Below are 16,796 nucleotides of genomic sequence, written 5' to 3'. Positions count from 1 at the left end.
CACAGGAAAGGCCGTTCTGCGCATTCCTGTCCTGCGCGGGAGACCTCCATCAGCCCTCGGGGAACAGGCGCCGGGCCAGCCGGCCGAGCGTCAGGCTCTGCACGATGATGGTGAAGGCGACGACGGCGTAGCAGGCGACCAGCAGCAGGTCGCGGTACGGGTTGTCGGGCAGCGACAGCACCAGGGCCACGGCAATGCCGCCGCGCACACCACCCCAGGTCAGAACGGCGGTCGCCGCCGCCTTGCGCTGGCTGCGCAGATGGACGGCGACCACGGGCAGCACGCTCGCCAGCCTGGCCACCAGCGCCAGCAATGGTGCCAGGAACGCCACGACCATCACCGGCGCCTGCCAGGACAGCACCACCGCGGCCTCCAGTCCGACCAGCATGAACAGGATGGCGTTCAGGATGGCGTCCACCATCGCCCAGAAGGCCTTCATGATGAAGCCCGTCCGCTCCGACGAGACATGGTGCTTGGCGGTGTTCCCGATCAGCAGCCCCGCCATCACGACGGCGATTGGGCCGGACAGGCCGAGCCGCTGGGCGAGGCTGTAGGTCGCCGCCGCCAGGGCCAGCGAGATCGACAGCTCCACCGCCGGATCGTCCGCCCGGCTCTTCGCCCAGAAGGCGATCGAGCCGGTCGCCAGCCCGAGCAGGGCGCCGCCGCCCGCCTCCTTCACGATGTCCCAGGCGACGCCCGTCACCGTCAGGTCGGTGTCGGTCCCGGTGGCCAGCCCGAGCAGGAGGGCGAACAGCACCACCCCCATGCCGTCGTTGAACAGGCTCTCCCCCGCGATGGCGGTGCGCAGCCCTTCCGGCAGCGACGCCTTGCGCAGCACGGCCAGCACCGCCACCGGGTCGGTCGGGGCCAGCGCCGCCCCCAGCACCAGGCACCAGATCAGCGGCACCGGCTGGCCCATGGCACCGAAGACCAGCCACATGCCTGAGCCCATGACCCCCGTGGAGATCACCACGCCCAGCGTCGCCAGCAGCGCCACCGCCCAGCGCCGCCGCCACAGCGTGCCGCTGTCCTGCTCCACCGCCCCGGCGAACAGCAGGAAGGCCAGCACCCCTTCCAGCAGCGCTTCGGGCAGGTGGGTGCTGGTCACCAGACGCTCCTCCCAGGCGCGGATGTCGATGGCCGGCACCAGCGTCCCGACCACCGCCGTCGCGAAGGCGAAGCCAAAGGCCAGCAGGAACACCCCCGCCGTCGCCGGCAGGCCGAGCAGGCCGCGGCTGGCGAAGCTGAACAGCGCCGCCAGGGTCAGCAGGATGGACAGCAACTCGAAGGTGCCCATGGACATCCGTCGGCAAAGGGACAAGCCATGCCAACAGGATGTCCGCCGCGTTCCTCTCGCGCTCAGTCTTCCGGAGCGTCCAGCCCTTCCAGGGCCGCCGGGGCGAAGGCGGTCCGCCAGCCCTCCCGGTGCCGGATATCGCCGAAGGCGGGCAGCACCCGCTCCGCCCCCGTGGCGGCCACCAGCGCCGCCAACTGGCGCAGCGTCGGATGGACGTTCCAGCGCCGGTAGCGCGCCCGGCCGGCATCGACCAGGGTCCGCGACGGCGTGCCCTCGGCGAGGTAGCCGGTGAAGACGATGTCCGGCCCGACCGCCCCGCCCCAGCGCTCCACCAGCTCGGCGGCGGCGCCGCTGGTGGCGTTGGGGCCGGCGGCAAAGGTCACGTCGCGTGGGTCGCCCGGCACCTTGGCGCGGTCGAGCAGCCGGCGCAGCCGTTCCTCCGCGCCAGGACGCAGGGCGGTGTCGGCCTCCGCCAGCAGATGGGCGATGGCGGCGAGGTGGGCGTCGTCGATGGCCGGGACGACGCCGTGATCCAGCGCCCACAGGGCCATTTCCGGCCCGCGCCCGTCCGCCGCCACCGGGAACAGCGCGCCGCCCGCGTGCAGGAAGGGCTCCAGCGCGGCCAGCCGCTCGGCCTGCGGGGTGTCGTCCAGCCCGTAGGAGGCGTCGAGGATCACCCGCCGCGCCGGCGGCGGCGGGTCGAAGGGGAACAGGGCCGACTCGTCGGAATGGTCGCCCATGTAGAGAATCCCGCCATCCTCCGTGCCCAGGTGAATCCACACCCCGCCCGGCGCGTGGCCGGACCGCCCGGTGGTCACCGGCACGCCCTGGATCTCCACCGTTCCACGGACCGGCAGGGGATGCGCCGCAACGGTCGGCGGCAGGAAGCGGGCGGCCAGCGGCGTGGCGTAGACCGGCGGACTGCCGACCCGGTGGCGCAGGCGCAGGGCGCCGGCATGGTCACCGTGGGTGTGGGTGATCAAAATGGCGTCCACCCGCCCCGCCCCGCTCAATGGCGGCAGGCGCCCGGCGTCCGGCCCCTCGCCGAGGTCGAGCAGCAGCCGCGCCCCGCCGTCCATCGCCAGGAAGCAGGCCGGCCCCTTGCTGCCCAGCCCCGACAGGGCGCGCAGCCGGACCTTGCGTCCGCGTCCCGTCATAGCCCCCGTCATCGCAGCGTCACTTGACATCACGCCCCCGTTCCGCACTGTGCCTATCCCTCGCCGCCTTCCTGAATAGCGCGACTTCCGGTGCCATGACCACTCAGACGCCTGCTCTCCTGATCGACGACGCCTCCCGCCACTATGCCGGGACGCCCGCCCCCGCGGTGGACGGCGTGACCATCGACGTGGCGGCGGGGGAGTTCCTCGCCCTGCTCGGCCCGTCGGGCTGCGGGAAAAGCACGCTGCTGCGCATGGTCGCCGGCTTCGAGCGGCTGGACGGCGGGCGCATCACGGTCGGCGGGCGCACCCTGTCCGGCCCCGGCACCCACGTCCCCCCGGAGGAGCGGCGGATCGGCCTCGTCTTCCAGTCCTACGCGCTGTGGCCGCACATGACGGTGGCCGGCAACGTCGCCTACCCCCTGGAGACCGCCCGCGTTCCCCGCGCGGAGCGGGAGCAGCGGGTGCGCGCCGCGCTCGACACGGTGGGGCTGTCGGGCTTCGATGCGCGCCACCCCGCCGAATTGTCGGGCGGCCAGCGGCAGCGCGTGGCCCTGGCCCGCTGCCTCGTCATGAGTCCGGAGCTGGTGCTGCTGGACGAACCGCTCGCCAACCTCGACGTGCATCTGCGCGCGGCGATGGAGGAGGAGTTCGCCGACTTCCACGCCAAGACCGGCGCCACCATGGTCTACGTCACCCACGATCAGGCCGAGGCCATGGCGCTGGCGACGCGCATCGCGGTGCTCGACCATGGGCGGCTGGCCCAGGTGGCGGCGCCCCGCACGCTCTACCGCGAGCCGGCGACACGCATGGTCGCCGGCTTCGTCGGCCAGGGCGCGGTGGTGGAGGGTGTGGTGACAGGGCCGGCCGCCGACGGCCGCGCGCGGGTGCGCCTGTTCGGGGCGGAGGCGCTGATCCGCTGCCGCCCTGGCCAGCCGGAGGGGCCGGCGCTGGTCTGCCTGCGCCCTGAGGACCTGGAGCCGGCGGCGGACGGACCCATCGCCGCGACGGTGGTGCGCGCCGCCTACAAGGGCGGATTCGTGCTGGTGGAGGCCGAACCGCAGGCCGCGCCGGGCGTGCGCCTGCTGCTGCGGGTGTCCGGCGACGCGCAGGTCGCGCCGGGCGAAGCGCTGCGCCTCGCGGTGCGCGACGGGTGGGTGGTGCCGGAAGGGGTGTGATCACCCCCGCCAGGGAATGATCCCCGCCGGCAGCCGCCGCCCCAGCCAGCCGACCGCCAACAGCACCGCCACGACCACAGCGATCGTCACCACGCTCAGCGCCGCGGCGAGCGTCGGGCTGCCGCCCTCCTCCAGCGCGTAGACGACGACGCCCAGCGTCTCCCGCCCCTGCGACCACAGCAGGATCGACACGGTCAGCTCGTTGAAGGCGGTCAGGAACACCAGCACCCCGCCCGCCGCTGCCGCGGGCGCCACCAGCGGCGCCACGATGGTGCGCAGGCGGCGCAGCGGGCCGGCGCCGCAGGCGCGCGCCGCCTCCTCCATCGCCGGGTCCAGCGCGGCGCAGGCGGCCTGGGCCGGGCGCAGGGCCAGTGACAGGAAGCGCGCCAGATAGGCCGCCAGGATGATCCCCAGCGTGCCGTAGAGGCTGACGCCCAGCAGCGGCAGCGGCTTCAGGAAGACCAGGATGCAGCCGATGGCCAGCACCACGCCGGGCACCGCGTGCGGCAGTTCGATCAGCACACCGACAGCGCGGACCAGCCGCCCGCCCTTTCCCGGCCCGGCCATCGCGTGGGCCAGCGGGATCGCCAGCAGGATCAGCAGCAGCGCCGCCACCCCCGACAGGACGAACGAGTTGGTGAAGGCCCGCCCCACCTGATCCAGCCCCAGCACCGTCGCGTAATGCGCCAGCGTCGCCGTCTCCGGCCCCAGCGGCAGGCCGTAGACACGGATCAGACTGGTCGAGGCCAGCGCCGCCAACGGCGCCGCCAGGATCAGCGCCACCACGGTCCAGCAGAGGATTTCCAAGGGGCGCCGCGCCCGGCCCAGCCGCAGCACCGCCGCGGGCGCCGAGCCGCCGATCACCCGCGCGTCCACCCGCGCCTGGAGCGCCATCTGCGCGGCGATGCCGACGCAGGCGATGGCGCCGATCAGCACGGCCAGCACCGCGACCTCCGGCAGCACGGACGGCCCGAAGCCCGCCAGCCGCCGGTAGATCAGCGTCGGCAGCACCGGAATTCCCGCTGGGATGCCGAGCAGCGCCGGAACCCCGAAATTGCCCAGCGCCGCGACGAAGGACAGGGCCAGACCGGCGGCCAGACCCGGCAGGCTGAGCGGCAGGACGATGGTGCGCAGCACCCGCCCGCGCCGGGCACCGGCCGCCTGCGCGGCCTCGACCAGATCGCGCGGCACGGCGCGCAGGGCGGCGCGCAGGGCCAGGAAGACCAGCGGCGCGTGCTCGATCCCCATGACCAGGATCATCCCGGCGGAGGAATAGACCGGGTTCGGCGTGCCCGGCGCCGGGGCGAGGCCCAGCGGCTTCAGCAGCGGGCTGCCCGAGCCGGCGAGGTGAATCCACGACAAGGCGACGATCTGCGCCGGGATCATCAGCGGCAGGATCAGGCAGAAGGCCAGCGCCGTCTTGCCTCTCAGGTCGGTCATGCCGCAGAGCAGCGCGAAGGGCACGCCGAGCGCCGCCGCCACGACCGTGGCCCCCGCCGCGATGGCGACGCTGTTGCCGGTGGCGCGCCACGTCATCTTGGACGTCAGGACGCGGGTCAGCGCCGTCAGATCGCCCGTCGCCATCGGCCCGGCAACCTCCCACACCAGCCGCAGGATCGGCAGCAGGACGATCAGCCCGGCCAGCGCGAACAGCAACGGCGCCCCGGAAACGGAAAAACGACCGGCGGCGTGGAAAGGCCGCCGGTCGCTGAAAGTGGCAAGACTCATGTTCAATCGCCGGATGGGCTCAGCCGCCGAAAAGGTCGGCGAAGTCCTTCTTGTTGGCCTCGTCGTCCTTCAGCGCCTTGGCCGGGTCATAGGGCATCAGCGAGATGAAGGAGGTGTCCGGGAAGCCGGCCGGCGGCGCCACCCCCGGCAGCGCCGGCAGGAAGCCCTGGCGGGAGGCCAGCTCCTGCCCCTCCTTGCTCAGCAGGAAGGCGATGAAGGCCTTGGCGGCGTCGGGATTCTTGCTGGTGTTCAGGATGGCGACCGGCTCGGTCACCGCGCTGACGCCCTCCTTGGGGAAGACGAAGGCGACCGGGGCGCCCTTGGCCTGCTCGCGGATCGGCAGGTAATCGACGATGACGCCGTACAGCTTCTCGCCGCTCGCCACCGATTTCAGGATGCCGCCGTTGCCCTTGGCCGCGGTGGTCCCGTTCGCCTGGAGCTTCTCGTAGAAGGCCATGCCGAGGTCCGGCTGCTCCTTCACGGCGGCCATGTGGATGGCCGCGGCGCCGGAATAGAGGGGGCTGGGCATCACGGTGGTGCCCTTGGCCTCCGGCTTCAGCAGGTCGAGCCAGGAGGAGGGCTTCATCGGCGCCGCCGTGTTGTAGGCGATGCCGGTGGTGATCAGCTTGGTGGCGAACCAGGTGCCGTCCGGATCGTGGGTGCCGGGGCGGTAGCCCTGGACCGGCGCGTCCTTGTAGGCCAGCAGGCGCTTCTCCGCCTTCAGCGACTCCATGGTCACCGCGTCGGCGATCAGCAGCAGGTCGGCCTGCGGGCTGCCCGCGGCGATCTCGGCGCGGAGCTTGTTCATCAGCTCGGTCGTGCCGCTGCGGACCCACTCGACCTCGACGCCGGGGTTCTTCGCCTTGAAGGCGTCCACCGTCTGCTTCGCGTCGGCTTCGAGCTGCGAGGTGTAGAGGACCAGCTTGCCGGCCGGCTTGTCCGTAGCAGCGTGGGCGGGCAAGGCCAGCAGAAGCGCGCCGGCGGCGGCGGCGATGGTCGTCCCGATGGCGGCGAACGCCGCGGCGAGGTGTGTGCGCTTGGCCTTCATGTCTCCCGTTTCCCTCTCTGGTCGCGTCTCCGCCGGTCCGAAGCCCCCACTGGATTGCCCCGGCATGCGGACGAAGGCCCTTGTTTACGCCAGAACCATGACAGCCGCGTGACGGCGGCCGTTCCGGACGGTCTTGAGCGTCATACCCGATTGAGGCCGCTCAGGGAAAGGGGACGCCCTGCGGAGGGAGGGTCGACGGAGGCGGATTCCTCCTTGCCGACGGCCAGCGCGTTGCGGGTGGCCTCCAGCCGGTCGGCGGAGCGCGCCACGGCGTTGGCGCTCTTGCGCAGGCGGTACAGGCTGCGCACCATGCTGTCCACCGCCGCACCGCGGAGTTGGGCGGCGCGGGCTGCGGACGCGTTCTCTTCGCCAGGCACGGCGTGCAGGGGTACCGGCTTCGTCACCAGCAGGGTGGAAACCTCAAGCCGCATGGCGTTGTCGCGGACCGCGTGCACGCGGTGGACGAGATCGGCCAAAGAGATGTCGCGGCACAGGCCACGACACCACAGGGCGCCGGTTTCCGACCGCATGCAGAATCCGCAGCCCGTTTCCTGGCGCCACAAGCGCTTTGCGGTGTGTCCCGGCATGCTCCACCTCGTTGGTCCGACCCCAGCAAAGCGCCGGAAGGGGTCATGAAGCAAAGCGTCTTTGGCAATACTGCTCTGTGGGGAGGCCGCAACGCCCCCTCTTCGAACGGAGTCGCGCGAAGGGCTTGGAAGACAAGCCGTTTGGCAGCACCCTTAGGACGACAGCCCAAGCGACAGGAGCGCGGACCGTGACCAGCGAAGCCCCCGAACGGCCCATCCTTCAGATCGAATATTGCCGCCAGTGCCGCTGGATGCTGCGCGCCGCCTGGATGGCGCAGGAGCTTCTGACCACCTTCGAGGAGGAGTTGGGTGGCGTCACCCTGATGCCCGGCACCGGGGGCATCTTCGAGGTGCGACACGGCGCGGCGGTGGTCTGGTCGCGCAAGGCGGAGGGCCGTTTCCCCGACATCACCGAACTGAAGCAGCGGGTGCGCGACCACATCGCCCCGGACAAGCCCCTCGGCCACGCCGACCGCAAGCGGCCGGCGGACCCGTGAGGACAAACGCTTAGCGAACGGCCTTCACGTCGGTGACGGCCACCGTCTGCTTGGGGGGCGCGGCGCCGAAGCCCTGCTCCAGCAGTTCGGCGACCTCGCGGTCACGGGAGGCGGCGGTGGTGCCGCCCAGCACGACGGCGACCAGACGCTGGCCGTTGCGGCTGGCGCTGCCGGCAAGGTTGAAGCCGCTGAGGTTGATGAAGCCCGTCTTGATGCCGTCATAGCCTTCGACCCGGCCGAGCAGCCGGTTGTGGCCGGGCACCACCGTGCCGTTCCAGTCGAAGCGCGTGCGCGAGAAGTAGGCGTATTCCCGCGCCGGGCGGGACACGATGGCGCGCGACAGGCGGGCCATGTCGCGGGCGGTGGTGCGCTGCTCCTTGTGCGGAAGACCGGAGGCGTTGCGGAAGGTGGTGCTGGCCATGCCCAGCGCCTGCGCCTTCGCGGTCATCATCTCGGCGAACTGTTCCTCGCTGCCGCCCAGCGCCTCCGCCAGCACGACGGCGACGTCGTTGGCCGACTTCACCGTCAGGGCGAGGATCGCGTCCTCCACCCGGATGGTCGAGCCGACGGCGAGGTTCAGGCGCGACGGCTTCTGGTTGGTGGCGTGGCGCGACACCGGCAGTTCCTGGTCCAGGCGCAGCGTGCCCCGCTCCAGCGCCTCGAAGGTCAGGAGCAGGGTCATCATCTTGGTCAGCGACGCCGGGTAGGTCAGCGTGTCCGCGTTCTCCGAATCGAGGACCCGGCCCGACTGCGCGTCCATCAACACATAGGCGTGGACCGGCCGGAAGATGGCGGCGCCCGCCACCGTGCCGGCGGCGGCCCCGGCGGCGACGCGCCCCGCGCGGCGCGCCTTGCCGGTGCGATGGACGGCGGCCTTGCGGACGGCGGCCTTCTGGGTGGCCGATTTGTGGACGGCGGCCTTGTGCACGGCCCGGACGGCGGCGGGCTTCGCCGCAGTCTTGGATGCCGCGGCCTTCTGGGGCGCAGCCTTGGCGGCCGTCTTGGCGGTGGGCTTGGGCGCTTGCTTGTGCACCGTCTCCTGGGCCGCCTTGGCGAGGGCGTCCACAGGGTTGAGGGCAACGGGCGTGGCGACGGCAAGGGACAGAAGCAGCGGCAGGACGAAACCGTACGGCGAACGCGGCATGATGGCGACCGGATGGAGAGATGGTCGCCTCCTGTACCCTGAAAGCGGTTAACAAAAAATGTGTCGAATCTTCGGCGCCTTGTGTGATTTTGCGGTCCCGGCGTGAGCGGCGCCATTTACCATTCGATCACGCACGGTTCTCCCATTGCCTGTGTCCCAACGGCAACTCTGCTGTGCACATTGTGGCACAGAAGCATCATCCGGAGCGATGTCACTTGTGCCGCGCCGCCGTGGGCGTCAGATGTCTTATGCCGAAAGGGCGCTGGTTCCCGCGTGTCGTCCATGCGACCTCACGTATGGACAGGGCCTTTCGTTAGCCGTCTGTTCATCGCCGCGTGGGATGCTTCGATTATGCTGACGACCATTCGCACCTGCGCCCGGCCCGCCCTCGGAGCGAGGGTCGCCGTGTGCCTCCTCGCCGGGCTGCTCGCCCTGCCCGCGCAGGCCGCGCCGTCCACCGCTTCGGGCACCTCCACGGGCCGGGATGTCGTGGGAACCTGGATCGCGCGGATCGACCAGCGCGCTGCCGAACTGGAAGCCATGCCCCGCGTGCAGCAAACGCGCGTGGGCTATGGTTCCGTTCTGAAGAAGGGCGACGGCGGCATGGTCGACGTGGTCGCACCCGGCCCCATGCGCCCGTCCGACGTGCCGGAGGGCACCGCCCCCGCCGCCGGGACGGCGCCGACGGTCGTCGTGACTCCGCCCGCCGAACCGATCCCGCAGGCCGATCCGTCGGCAACGCCCGGCAACGCGCTCAGCGGAACGGCGACGCCCGGCACGGTGGTGGAGGTGCTGCCCCCGCCCCCGGCCCTGACCATCCAGGTGCGGGCGCGCACCGCCGACCGCGTCGGCCGTCTGTCCACCCGGCTGATCGAGCTGGGCTTCCTGACCCAGGAACAGTGGACCGAGACCTTCGACGACACGCTCGAAGTGGCGGTCCGCGCCTTCCAGCTGTCCGAAGGGCTGATGCAGGACGGCAAGGTCGGCGAAGTCACGCGCCAGGCGCTCGACCGCACGCCCAAGGAGGCCGCCAAGCTGATGCGCGGCGCCACCGCGTCGATGCGCGCCTTCCAGGCGTCGGTTCCGGACACGGTGATCCTGGTCAACCTGCCCAGCCAGACCGTGTCCTTCATCGAGCGCGGCAAGCTGAACTTCACCATGCGTGCCGTGGTCGGCCGCCCGTCGCGCCAGACCCCGCTGCTCCAGGACCGCGTCACCAGCGTGACGATCAACCCCACCTGGACCGTGCCGCCGACCGTTCTGGTCGAGGACAAGCTGCCGGTGCTGCGCAAGAAGGGCAACACCGGCATCAAGGACGCCGTCGTCTATCTCGACGGGGTCGAGGTGGTGCCGGAAAGCATCAACTGGTGGCAGGTGACGCCGGAGCGCATCCGCATCGTCCAGAAGCCCGGCGACGACAACGCCCTCGGCCGCTTCCGCTTCAACCTGACCAACGGCGACGGCATCTTCCTGCACGGCACCAACGACCCGCGGCTGTTCGAGCGCGACCTGCGCGCCGCCAGCTCCGGCTGCGTGCGGCTGGCCGACGCGCGGATGGTCGCGGAAACCCTGCTGCGCCCCGCCAAGCTCGACTCCGCGGCGATCGAGCGGCAACTCGACAGCGGCAAGACCAAGACGGTCTCCCTGCCCAACGCCGTGCCGGTCCGCTTCGTCTACTGGACCTCCACGGTGGAGACGGACGGCACCGTGCGGGTCCATCCGGGCATCTACGACGACGTCCCGTCCAGCCCGTCCGCTCCGTCGGCCAGCCAGGCCCCCGCCGCCGCGGGAACCGTCTCTGCCCCGCGCCGGGTGGAACCGAAGCCCGTCCGCCCGACCCCGGCCGCCGCCCCGCAGCCGGCCCCGGCGCCCGCCCAGTCCTCCTCCACGGCCACCCCGGCCCGCGCCGCCGACACGCGCAACGGGGCCGAAGCCGTCCGCACGGCAATGTGACGTCGCCGCGCAGGGCCACGCTTCTGAGAACGTAGAAAAGGCGCCGTCTCGACGGCGCCTTTTTCGTACCCATCTTTCCTTATGGCGGCGCTCCGTCCCGCGCCGCGGCGGAGGTGCGTCATGATCCCCTTCCCGGCTTCGGCGCGGCTGTGCGCCCTGCTCCTGCCCGTCCTTCTGATGACCCCGGCTCCGGTGTTCGCCGGCGGCTGGCATGGAGGGAATTTCTTCGGCTTCAGCATTTCGCTGCCGCTGGCCTTCGGCTTCCCGCCCCCCGTCTATGTTCCACCGCCCCCCATCGTCTATCCGCCTGTGGTCTATGCGCCGCTTCCCCAGCCGGTGCCGGCCGCACCGCTGGCCACCCGGACCTCTCCCACCTATCTCGGCCCCGGCGGGCGCTATTGCCGCGATTTCCAGATGCCGGGAATCGTCGGTGGACGCCCCGCGACGCTCGTCGGGACCGCCTGCCTGGACCCGGACGGCCAATGGCGGGTGATTGGTTGAGGGCGGGCGCGGAGCGCAGGCGACTCTATCCGCAATATCGGGATATCCCCAGAAGCTGTGGGTAACTCTGTGAGCGAATCCAGGGGCAACCTGTGAGCACGGCCGTGAATCCACGACCTTGACCAAATTGCCTAAATTTCAGGCACCAATGAAATGCCGGAATTGCCCGGCTTTTGTGGGTTTTAACGGTTCCAAACGAGTCCGGAAAAACAAAAAAGCAACATTCGCAGAGTCAAGGACGCCGTTCAGGTGAATGTGCATAACTCGGGCTAACCCGGACCATTGGCCCCACCCACCGTTTCGACGCGAACACCGGGGAACCGCTGGGGCTCACAGGCATAGGCGGGCCAGCAGATCGGCCAGCCGGTTCCGTTCCTCCGCCGACAGGCGCCCGGTCAGCTCGGCCTCCGCCTGCGCGATGGCAGGCCCGGCCGCCTCCACCACCCGACGCCCGCTGTCGGCCAACCGGACGAGGTTGCGGCGACGGTCCAGGCTGTCGGGGCTGCGCAGGAGATAACCGCGGTCGATCAGCCGCACCACCACCCCCTGCATCGTGGCGGGGTCCATCGCGATGCTCCGGCCCAAATCGATCTGCGACATCGGCCCATGCTGGTGCAGCGCGGCCAGTGCCGCCCATTGCGGCGCCGTCAGGTTGAAGCCGGTCAACGCGTCGCTCAGCATCGCCGTGGCGCGCTGGTGGACACGGCGGATGCGGCTGTGGATGGACTCGGCGGGGACGGTGCAAAGGGCGACGTCGCAACCCTCCCTGCCGTCGGCACCATCGTTGCCGGCCATTTCGGTCGGGAAAGCCATGAACGCGGCGGCCTCGTGTCAATGAAAGACACTTTGGCCTTTAACACCGATCTGTGTCGGTTGTGTTTCAGGAGACGATTACTACGTTACCGTTTTGAAATATGACTAACGTCCAGCTCACTCCGCCGCTTGATGGATCGATGGCGCCGCCCTGTCACGGGCCTCCCGCCGCTCCAGATCGATGAGCTCGACCATCCGGCGCTCCACGGCGACCAGATACTCGCGGGTTTCCAACCCCCGGCATTCCCGGCTGTGCCGGCGCAGCAAGGTGATAGCCTTGTAGGAGGGAGTGCGGCTCCACGGCATGGTCGGCTCGCGCGGATGAGTGGTGGCGGGGGCACCTATTACAATGGAGAAATATTACGCGAATGCGAGAGACGCCATGAAAATTCTTCGTTGCGCACGGGACCCTGCTTTGCTCGGAGCGGTTACGTAAGACGGGCCCGCAACGCATCACGCGCAAGCCTGTCTGCCGCCCGGCCGTTGAAAAGAGAGGCGATGCGCGTGGGCACGTCCGGTGCGTTGATGGCGGTGAGCGCTCTCGCCCTTCTGGTGACGGCGGTGTCCTATGATCCGACGCCCTTGCGCGTCCTCGTGACCACCCTGTGCTGCAGGCTGGACGGCTTCTTTCTGGGTCACCGCTGAGAAGCGCGTCGGTTCCGAAGCAAAATGGAGTTATCCGGTCCGTTAATCATTGCATCTCCGCCCCCGTGTGGCATGAACGCCCTGTGGAGTTTGAAGAACATCCACCGCAGACGGTCCTTGTCCAGCTGCCGCCCGCGCCGGCTCGGCCCGTCCGGGCGCAGGGGCGGCAGCCCTCCTTACATCAGATTTTCTTGGCGATGCCCCATTACCTGCGTCTGTTTCTCTTGCTCGTGGCCGCCGTGGTGCCGCTCGCGGCGCTCCAGTTCATGACGCAGCACAGCCTGCGGCAGGATCGGGAAAACGAGGTGCGGAACGACACCCTGCGCCTTCTCGACCTGCTGGACGTCGAACAGCAGCGCATCGCCGCGGAGGCCCGGCAGGTGCTGGCGACGATCGTCGAATCCGGCGTGCCGCAGGCCGGGCCGCCGGACTGCCAGCAGACCATGGACCGGCTGCGCGCCCGCTACCCCGCCTATCTGTCCGTGGAGGTGGCCGACCGGGAGGGCCGGGTGTGGTGCGCGACCGACCCGGTCTCGCTGGGCGTCGATCTCGGCGGCATCCGCACCTTCCAGAACGCGCTGTCCACAGGCGCCCTGACGACGGGAGAATACGGGCTGCGCTACCCCAACCAGCGCCCCATCCTGCCCTTCCGGCTGGCCTATCCGGCGCCGGACGGCACGCCGGGCGCGCCTCCGGGCGGTGTGGTCACCGTGCTTCTCGACGCCCGCTGGCTCGAGGAGAATCTGGGCAACCGCCCCCTGCCCCCGGGCATGGAGATGGTGATCGCCGACCGCCAGGGCCACACGGTCGCACGCCTGCCGGAGGCACCCGACGTCATCGGGCAGCCCCTGCCCACCGCCATGCTCCAGGCCATGCACGCGGCGCGGGGAACACGGTCGGCGGCCGTGTTCTATACCGACGGGACGGAACGGATGGTGGTTTCCGCCCCCCTCGACACCGGCACCCGCGAATCGATGATCGCCATCGGGATCGACCGCGATGCCGCGATGCGCCCGGTCCGGGACGCCATGGCTTTTTCGCTGACTCTGTTCGGCGGGGTGCTTCTGCTCACCTGCCTGGGTGCCGCCTGGGGCATGCGGCAGTTCCTGCGCGTGCGCGATCGGATGCTGGAGACCGTAGTCGAGAAGGCGTCGGTCCTGGAGAGCACGACGGACGCCGTGGCCGAACTCGACCGGTCCTGGCGGGTCGTCTTCGTCAATGAACGGGCCCGGACCCTCCTGCCCGAGTCCGGCGACGCCATCGGCCGGAACGGACGCCAGACTTTCGCGGAACTGATGGCCGGCGAGTCCGGGCGGACCCTGCAGCAGGCCATGGAGAGCCGCGAGGCGGTGGAGTTCGAGACGCAGGGGCCGCGCAGCGGCGTCTGGTTCGCCGTCCGCGCCTTCCCCTCGCGCAAGGGTTTGGCCCTCTACTTCCGCGACGCCACCGACCGCCGGCGCCTGGAGGACGAGCGCACGCACCTGACCCGGCAGCTCGAAGCGGAGCGCAGCCTGCTGACGGCCATTCTAGACCATCTGCCCTCGGGACTGCTGGTGGCGGAGGCGCCGAGCGGGCGGATCGTCAAGGTCAACGAGACGGCGCTTCGCCTGCTCGGTGGTCCGCCGCCGCCGGTCGCCGGCTGCGGCTGCGGCTGCGGCGGCGCGCGGGCCTGCAACGGGGGCGCCTGCTTCGGCGAAGGTCGCTGCCCGCTGTCCCGCGCCCTGCGGCAGGGCGAGACGGTGGAGCAGGAGGATTTCCCCTACAGCCGGCCCGACGGCGCCGCCATGACCCTGTCGGTCAGCGCCACCCCGGTCCGTGCCCCCGACGGGCGGGTGACCCTGGCGATCTGCACGCTGCGCGACGTCGGGGAGCGCAAGGCCATGGAACTGGCGCTCCAGCGCGCCAAGGAGGAGGCCGACGAGGCCAACCGCGCCAAGTCGAAGTTCCTCGCCGCGGCCAGCCACGACCTGCGCCAGCCGATGCAGTCGATGTTCCTGTTCACCGGCATCCTGCACCGTTTCATCAGCGACGAGCAGGGGCAGCGCAGCCTGGAAATGCTGGAGCGCGGCCTGGACACGCTGAAGGGGCTGCTGGACAGCCTGCTGGACGTCTCGCGACTGGACGCCGGGGCGGTCGACCCGCGCGTGGAGCCCTTCGCCCTCAACAGCCTGCTGGATGAGATCGCCGCCTCCTACGCGCCGATCCTGGAAAGCAAGAAGCTGGCCTTCCGCATCGTGCAGGACCGTTCGGTGACGGTGCGCAGCGACCGCGTGCTGCTCGGCCGCATGGTGCGCAACCTGCTGGAGAACGCCGTCAAGTACACCGAGCGCGGGGCGGTGCAGATCGCCATCCGGACCCAGGATGGGAAGACACAGGACGGGAAGACTGGGGACGGGAAGACTGGGGACGGGAAGACTGGGGACGGGAAGACTGGGGACGGGCTGGCGCGGATCGAGGTCAGCGACACCGGAATCGGCATCCCGCCCGACCAGCTGACCCGGATCTTCGCGGAGTTCCACCAGATCAACAACCCGGAGCGGGACCGGGCGCGCGGGCTCGGGCTCGGGCTCGCCATCGTGCAGCGCCTGTCGACGATCCTCGACCATCCCGTGGAGGTGAAATCCCAGCCGGGCCGCGGCTCGGTCTTCGCCATCACGGTCCCTGTGGCCGCCGTGGAGGCCCCGCCGCCGCCGCCACCGGCCGCCTCCCTCTTCACCGGCGGCCGCGATGCCCCGCGCGCCCTGCTGGTGGACGACGACGCCATCGTCCTGCTGGGGCTGCGCGACATGTTCCGCGAATGGGGCTACGAGGTGCTGATCGCCGGCTCCGCCGACGAGGCCGTGGCGAAGGTCGAGGCGGACGGCCGCATGCCCGACGTGATGCTGGTCGACTACCGCTTGCGTGAAGGGCGCGTCGGGACAGAGGCGGTGGTGCGCGTCCGCGCCATGGCCGGATGGGATGTGCCCGCCATGATCCTGACCGGGGAGGCCGGTCCGGAATGCGAGACGGACGCCGCCGCGCACGGGCTGGAGGTGGTCCGCAAGCCGGTGACGCCGCGCCAGCTCCGCCGTGTCCTGGACCGCGCCATGGCGAAGCAGCCCGGAAGGACGGCTGACAGCATGACCGGTGCGGAGGGTGAGCGTCTGTCGCTGTAGAGGGCTCCCGGCCGCCGGAAAAGAAAGTGGCCCGCCGTCCGGTTGAACGGCGGGCCCTTGAGGTGCAAAACAGGGAGGCACACGCCCTTGGGGCAAGCTGAAGATAGCAACGGCGCCCGCTCCGCGCGAAAGGGGGGAAGTCGTAGCGTTCGGCGTGTTCGGAGTGCACCGAAGGGAGCGGACGCTCTCCCCGAAAAAATGATGGCCTCGAAAGATTTCGCTTGAGCGCCGGCGGCGGCACGGCTATATCAGCGCTCCCGCGTCGCCCCAAGGGATGCGGGACAAAGAGCAGACGATGCGCTTGTGGCGGAATTGGTAGACGCGCTAGGTTCAGGTCCTAGTGGCTGAAAGGCCGTGGGGGTTCGAGTCCCTCCAAGCGCACCAACACTTCTTGTGTTGGTCTGATCGAAAAGTGGGGCCATAGCTCAGCTGGGAGAGCGCTACAATGGCATTGTAGAGGTCAGGAGTTCGATCCTCCTTGGCTCCACCATCATGAAGCCAGCAACCTTGACGGGTTGCTGGCTTTTCCTTTTCTCCGGCCTCCCACTTTCAGGCCAGTGCCGACAAGGCTTCACCGGGCATTTCAGGAACAGGCGCCCCGGTACCGCCTTTGAAAGCATCGACGCCCTCTACCTCCCGTTCAGTTGACGGGACCGCGGCTTGCGGCGGCGGCACAACGGGCCATTTTCAATGTTTTAAAGCACAGATGCCGTCAGGAGCGTGCCTTCATGAATCCCCGGTTGCTCGCCGAGGTGCTGGAACCCGTGCTGAACGCCGCGGAGAAGGATGACGCGGCGATGCTCGACGCCGTGAATCTGTCGGCGGAGGCGCTGGCCGCGCTTGGTGCGGTCATTCTGGACCGCGATGGACGACCGGCCGACGGCGTGTCCGATGAACGCGCGGTGGTCGCCGCGCTCAACACCCACGCCCACACGCTGATGCAGTGCGGGCGGCTCGACGACGTGGTCGAAGCGTTGCAACTGGCCGAACGGATCGGCCGGCTGGGCCGCTTGCCCCACCATCCGCGCATGTCCGACGGCTAGCCACCTACGGTTAGGCGGGAGGAACACCGCACCGCCCCGGTTGTTGTGCG

15 protein-coding genes and 2 tRNA genes are annotated in these 16,796 nt (G+C 70.2%); 9 read left to right on the top strand and 8 right to left on the bottom strand.

Annotated elements, in window-relative coordinates; translation table 11 throughout:
- Positions 1-49: 49 nt before the first annotated feature.
- Complete coding sequence (locus ACWPXE_RS09455) at positions 50-1,297, bottom strand: cation:proton antiporter (protein WP_454017603.1); 1,248 nt, start codon at positions 1,295-1,297, stop codon at positions 50-52.
- A 62-nt stretch (positions 1,298-1,359) separates the two neighbouring features.
- The gene (locus ACWPXE_RS09450; RefSeq protein WP_454017602.1) at positions 1,360-2,454 is read right to left on the bottom strand and encodes an MBL fold metallo-hydrolase; all 1,095 of its coding nucleotides are present in this window, start codon (positions 2,452-2,454) and stop codon (positions 1,360-1,362) included.
- Positions 2,455-2,549: 95 nt separating this feature from the next.
- On the opposite strand from ACWPXE_RS09450, the gene ACWPXE_RS09445 reads away from it, so the two are divergent.
- Positions 2,550-3,632 (top strand): ABC transporter ATP-binding protein, encoded by a 1,083-nt coding sequence (locus ACWPXE_RS09445; RefSeq protein ID WP_454017601.1) that lies wholly within the window; start codon positions 2,550-2,552, stop codon positions 3,630-3,632.
- Here the strand turns inward: ACWPXE_RS09445 and ACWPXE_RS09440 are convergent, their stop codons facing one another.
- The 3 genes from ACWPXE_RS09440 to ACWPXE_RS09430 form a co-directional block, all read right to left on the bottom strand.
- A complete protein-coding gene (locus tag ACWPXE_RS09440; RefSeq protein WP_454017600.1) occupies positions 3,633-5,360 on the bottom strand; it encodes an ABC transporter permease in 1,728 nt (575 codons plus the stop codon).
- Positions 5,361-5,379: 19 nt separating this feature from the next.
- Positions 5,380-6,408: an ABC transporter substrate-binding protein gene (locus ACWPXE_RS09435; protein ID WP_454017599.1), complete on the bottom strand. Its 1,029-nt coding sequence runs from the start codon at positions 6,406-6,408 to the stop codon at positions 5,380-5,382.
- A gap of 140 nt (positions 6,409-6,548) precedes the next feature.
- Entirely contained in the window at positions 6,549-6,938 is a 390-nt protein-coding gene (locus ACWPXE_RS09430; RefSeq protein WP_454017598.1) for a hypothetical protein, read from the bottom strand.
- Positions 6,939-7,183: 245 nt separating this feature from the next.
- On the opposite strand from ACWPXE_RS09430, the gene ACWPXE_RS09425 reads away from it, so the two are divergent.
- Positions 7,184-7,492 carry a SelT/SelW/SelH family protein gene (locus ACWPXE_RS09425; RefSeq protein ID WP_454017597.1) on the top strand — a complete coding sequence of 103 codons (309 nt, stop codon included), beginning with the start codon at positions 7,184-7,186 and terminating at the stop codon, positions 7,490-7,492.
- Positions 7,493-7,502: 10 nt separating this feature from the next.
- On the opposite strand, the gene ACWPXE_RS09420 is transcribed toward ACWPXE_RS09425, so the two are convergent.
- Entirely contained in the window at positions 7,503-8,636 is a 1,134-nt protein-coding gene (locus ACWPXE_RS09420; protein ID WP_454017596.1) for a D-alanyl-D-alanine carboxypeptidase family protein, read from the bottom strand.
- Positions 8,637-8,987: 351 nt separating this feature from the next.
- Here ACWPXE_RS09420 and ACWPXE_RS09415 point away from each other — a divergent pair, with 351 nt between their 5' ends.
- Together ACWPXE_RS09415 and ACWPXE_RS09410 are read left to right on the top strand one after the other, a co-directional pair.
- Complete coding sequence (locus tag ACWPXE_RS09415) at positions 8,988-10,589, top strand: L,D-transpeptidase family protein (RefSeq protein ID WP_454017595.1); 1,602 nt, start codon at positions 8,988-8,990, stop codon at positions 10,587-10,589.
- Positions 10,590-10,709: 120 nt separating this feature from the next.
- Positions 10,710-11,090, top strand: a complete 381-nt coding sequence (locus ACWPXE_RS09410; RefSeq protein ID WP_454017594.1) for a hypothetical protein — start codon at positions 10,710-10,712, stop codon at positions 11,088-11,090.
- Positions 11,091-11,420: 330 nt separating this feature from the next.
- On the opposite strand, the gene ACWPXE_RS09405 is transcribed toward ACWPXE_RS09410, so the two are convergent.
- On the bottom strand, positions 11,421-11,903 hold the full coding sequence (locus ACWPXE_RS09405) for a MarR family winged helix-turn-helix transcriptional regulator (protein ID WP_237905742.1): 483 nt from the start codon (positions 11,901-11,903) through the stop codon (positions 11,421-11,423).
- Positions 11,904-12,020: 117 nt separating this feature from the next.
- A complete protein-coding gene (locus ACWPXE_RS09400; RefSeq protein ID WP_237905741.1) occupies positions 12,021-12,209 on the bottom strand; it encodes a hypothetical protein in 189 nt (62 codons plus the stop codon).
- 192 nt (positions 12,210-12,401) lie between these two features.
- On the opposite strand from ACWPXE_RS09400, the gene ACWPXE_RS09395 reads away from it, so the two are divergent.
- From ACWPXE_RS09395 to ACWPXE_RS09375, 5 genes are all read left to right on the top strand, one after another.
- The gene (locus ACWPXE_RS09395; RefSeq protein WP_454017593.1) at positions 12,402-12,548 is read left to right on the top strand and encodes a hypothetical protein; all 147 of its coding nucleotides are present in this window, start codon (positions 12,402-12,404) and stop codon (positions 12,546-12,548) included.
- Between the two features lie 197 nt (positions 12,549-12,745).
- Entirely contained in the window at positions 12,746-15,703 is a 2,958-nt protein-coding gene (locus ACWPXE_RS09390; RefSeq protein ID WP_454017592.1) for a hybrid sensor histidine kinase/response regulator, read from the top strand.
- Positions 15,704-16,000: 297 nt separating this feature from the next.
- A tRNA-Leu gene (locus ACWPXE_RS09385) sits at positions 16,001-16,087 on the top strand.
- 30 nt (positions 16,088-16,117) lie between these two features.
- Positions 16,118-16,193 (top strand) — tRNA-Ala (locus ACWPXE_RS09380).
- 238 nt (positions 16,194-16,431) lie between these two features.
- A complete protein-coding gene (locus ACWPXE_RS09375; RefSeq protein WP_035677092.1) occupies positions 16,432-16,746 on the top strand; it encodes a hypothetical protein in 315 nt (104 codons plus the stop codon).
- The last annotated feature ends 50 nt before the right edge of the window (positions 16,747-16,796 follow it).

The sequence above is a fragment of the Azospirillum sp. Marseille-Q6669 genome, from assembly GCF_965111635.1.
The sequence above is the reverse complement of the archived record's forward strand: the minus strand, read 5'-3'. Positions and strand labels throughout refer to the sequence as shown.

What these genes read in the sequence shown, in the direction of transcription:
- ACWPXE_RS09410 (WP_454017594.1), top strand. Translation starts at nt 10,710, where the DNA reads ATGATCCCCTTCCCGGCTTCGGCGCGGCTGTGCGCCCTGCTCCTGCCC.
- ACWPXE_RS09440 (WP_454017600.1), bottom strand. Translation starts at nt 5,360, where the DNA reads ATGAGTCTTGCCACTTTCAGCGACCGGCGGCCTTTCCACGCCGCCGGT.
- ACWPXE_RS09450 (WP_454017602.1), bottom strand. Translation starts at nt 2,454, where the DNA reads ATGACGGGACGCGGACGCAAGGTCCGGCTGCGCGCCCTGTCGGGGCTG.
- ACWPXE_RS09400 (WP_237905741.1), bottom strand. Translation starts at nt 12,209, where the DNA reads ATGCCGTGGAGCCGCACTCCCTCCTACAAGGCTATCACCTTGCTGCGC.
- ACWPXE_RS09390 (WP_454017592.1), top strand. Translation starts at nt 12,746, where the DNA reads ATGCCCCATTACCTGCGTCTGTTTCTCTTGCTCGTGGCCGCCGTGGTG.
- ACWPXE_RS09455 (WP_454017603.1), bottom strand. Translation starts at nt 1,297, where the DNA reads ATGGGCACCTTCGAGTTGCTGTCCATCCTGCTGACCCTGGCGGCGCTG.
- ACWPXE_RS09405 (WP_237905742.1), bottom strand. Translation starts at nt 11,903, where the DNA reads ATGGCTTTCCCGACCGAAATGGCCGGCAACGATGGTGCCGACGGCAGG.
- ACWPXE_RS09430 (WP_454017598.1), bottom strand. Translation starts at nt 6,938, where the DNA reads ATGCGGTCGGAAACCGGCGCCCTGTGGTGTCGTGGCCTGTGCCGCGAC.
- ACWPXE_RS09445 (WP_454017601.1), top strand. Translation starts at nt 2,550, where the DNA reads ATGACCACTCAGACGCCTGCTCTCCTGATCGACGACGCCTCCCGCCAC.
- ACWPXE_RS09420 (WP_454017596.1), bottom strand. Translation starts at nt 8,636, where the DNA reads ATGCCGCGTTCGCCGTACGGTTTCGTCCTGCCGCTGCTTCTGTCCCTT.
- ACWPXE_RS09395 (WP_454017593.1), top strand. Translation starts at nt 12,402, where the DNA reads ATGCGCGTGGGCACGTCCGGTGCGTTGATGGCGGTGAGCGCTCTCGCC.
- ACWPXE_RS09415 (WP_454017595.1), top strand. Translation starts at nt 8,988, where the DNA reads ATGCTGACGACCATTCGCACCTGCGCCCGGCCCGCCCTCGGAGCGAGG.
- ACWPXE_RS09435 (WP_454017599.1), bottom strand. Translation starts at nt 6,408, where the DNA reads ATGAAGGCCAAGCGCACACACCTCGCCGCGGCGTTCGCCGCCATCGGG.
- ACWPXE_RS09375 (WP_035677092.1), top strand. Translation starts at nt 16,432, where the DNA reads ATGAATCCCCGGTTGCTCGCCGAGGTGCTGGAACCCGTGCTGAACGCC.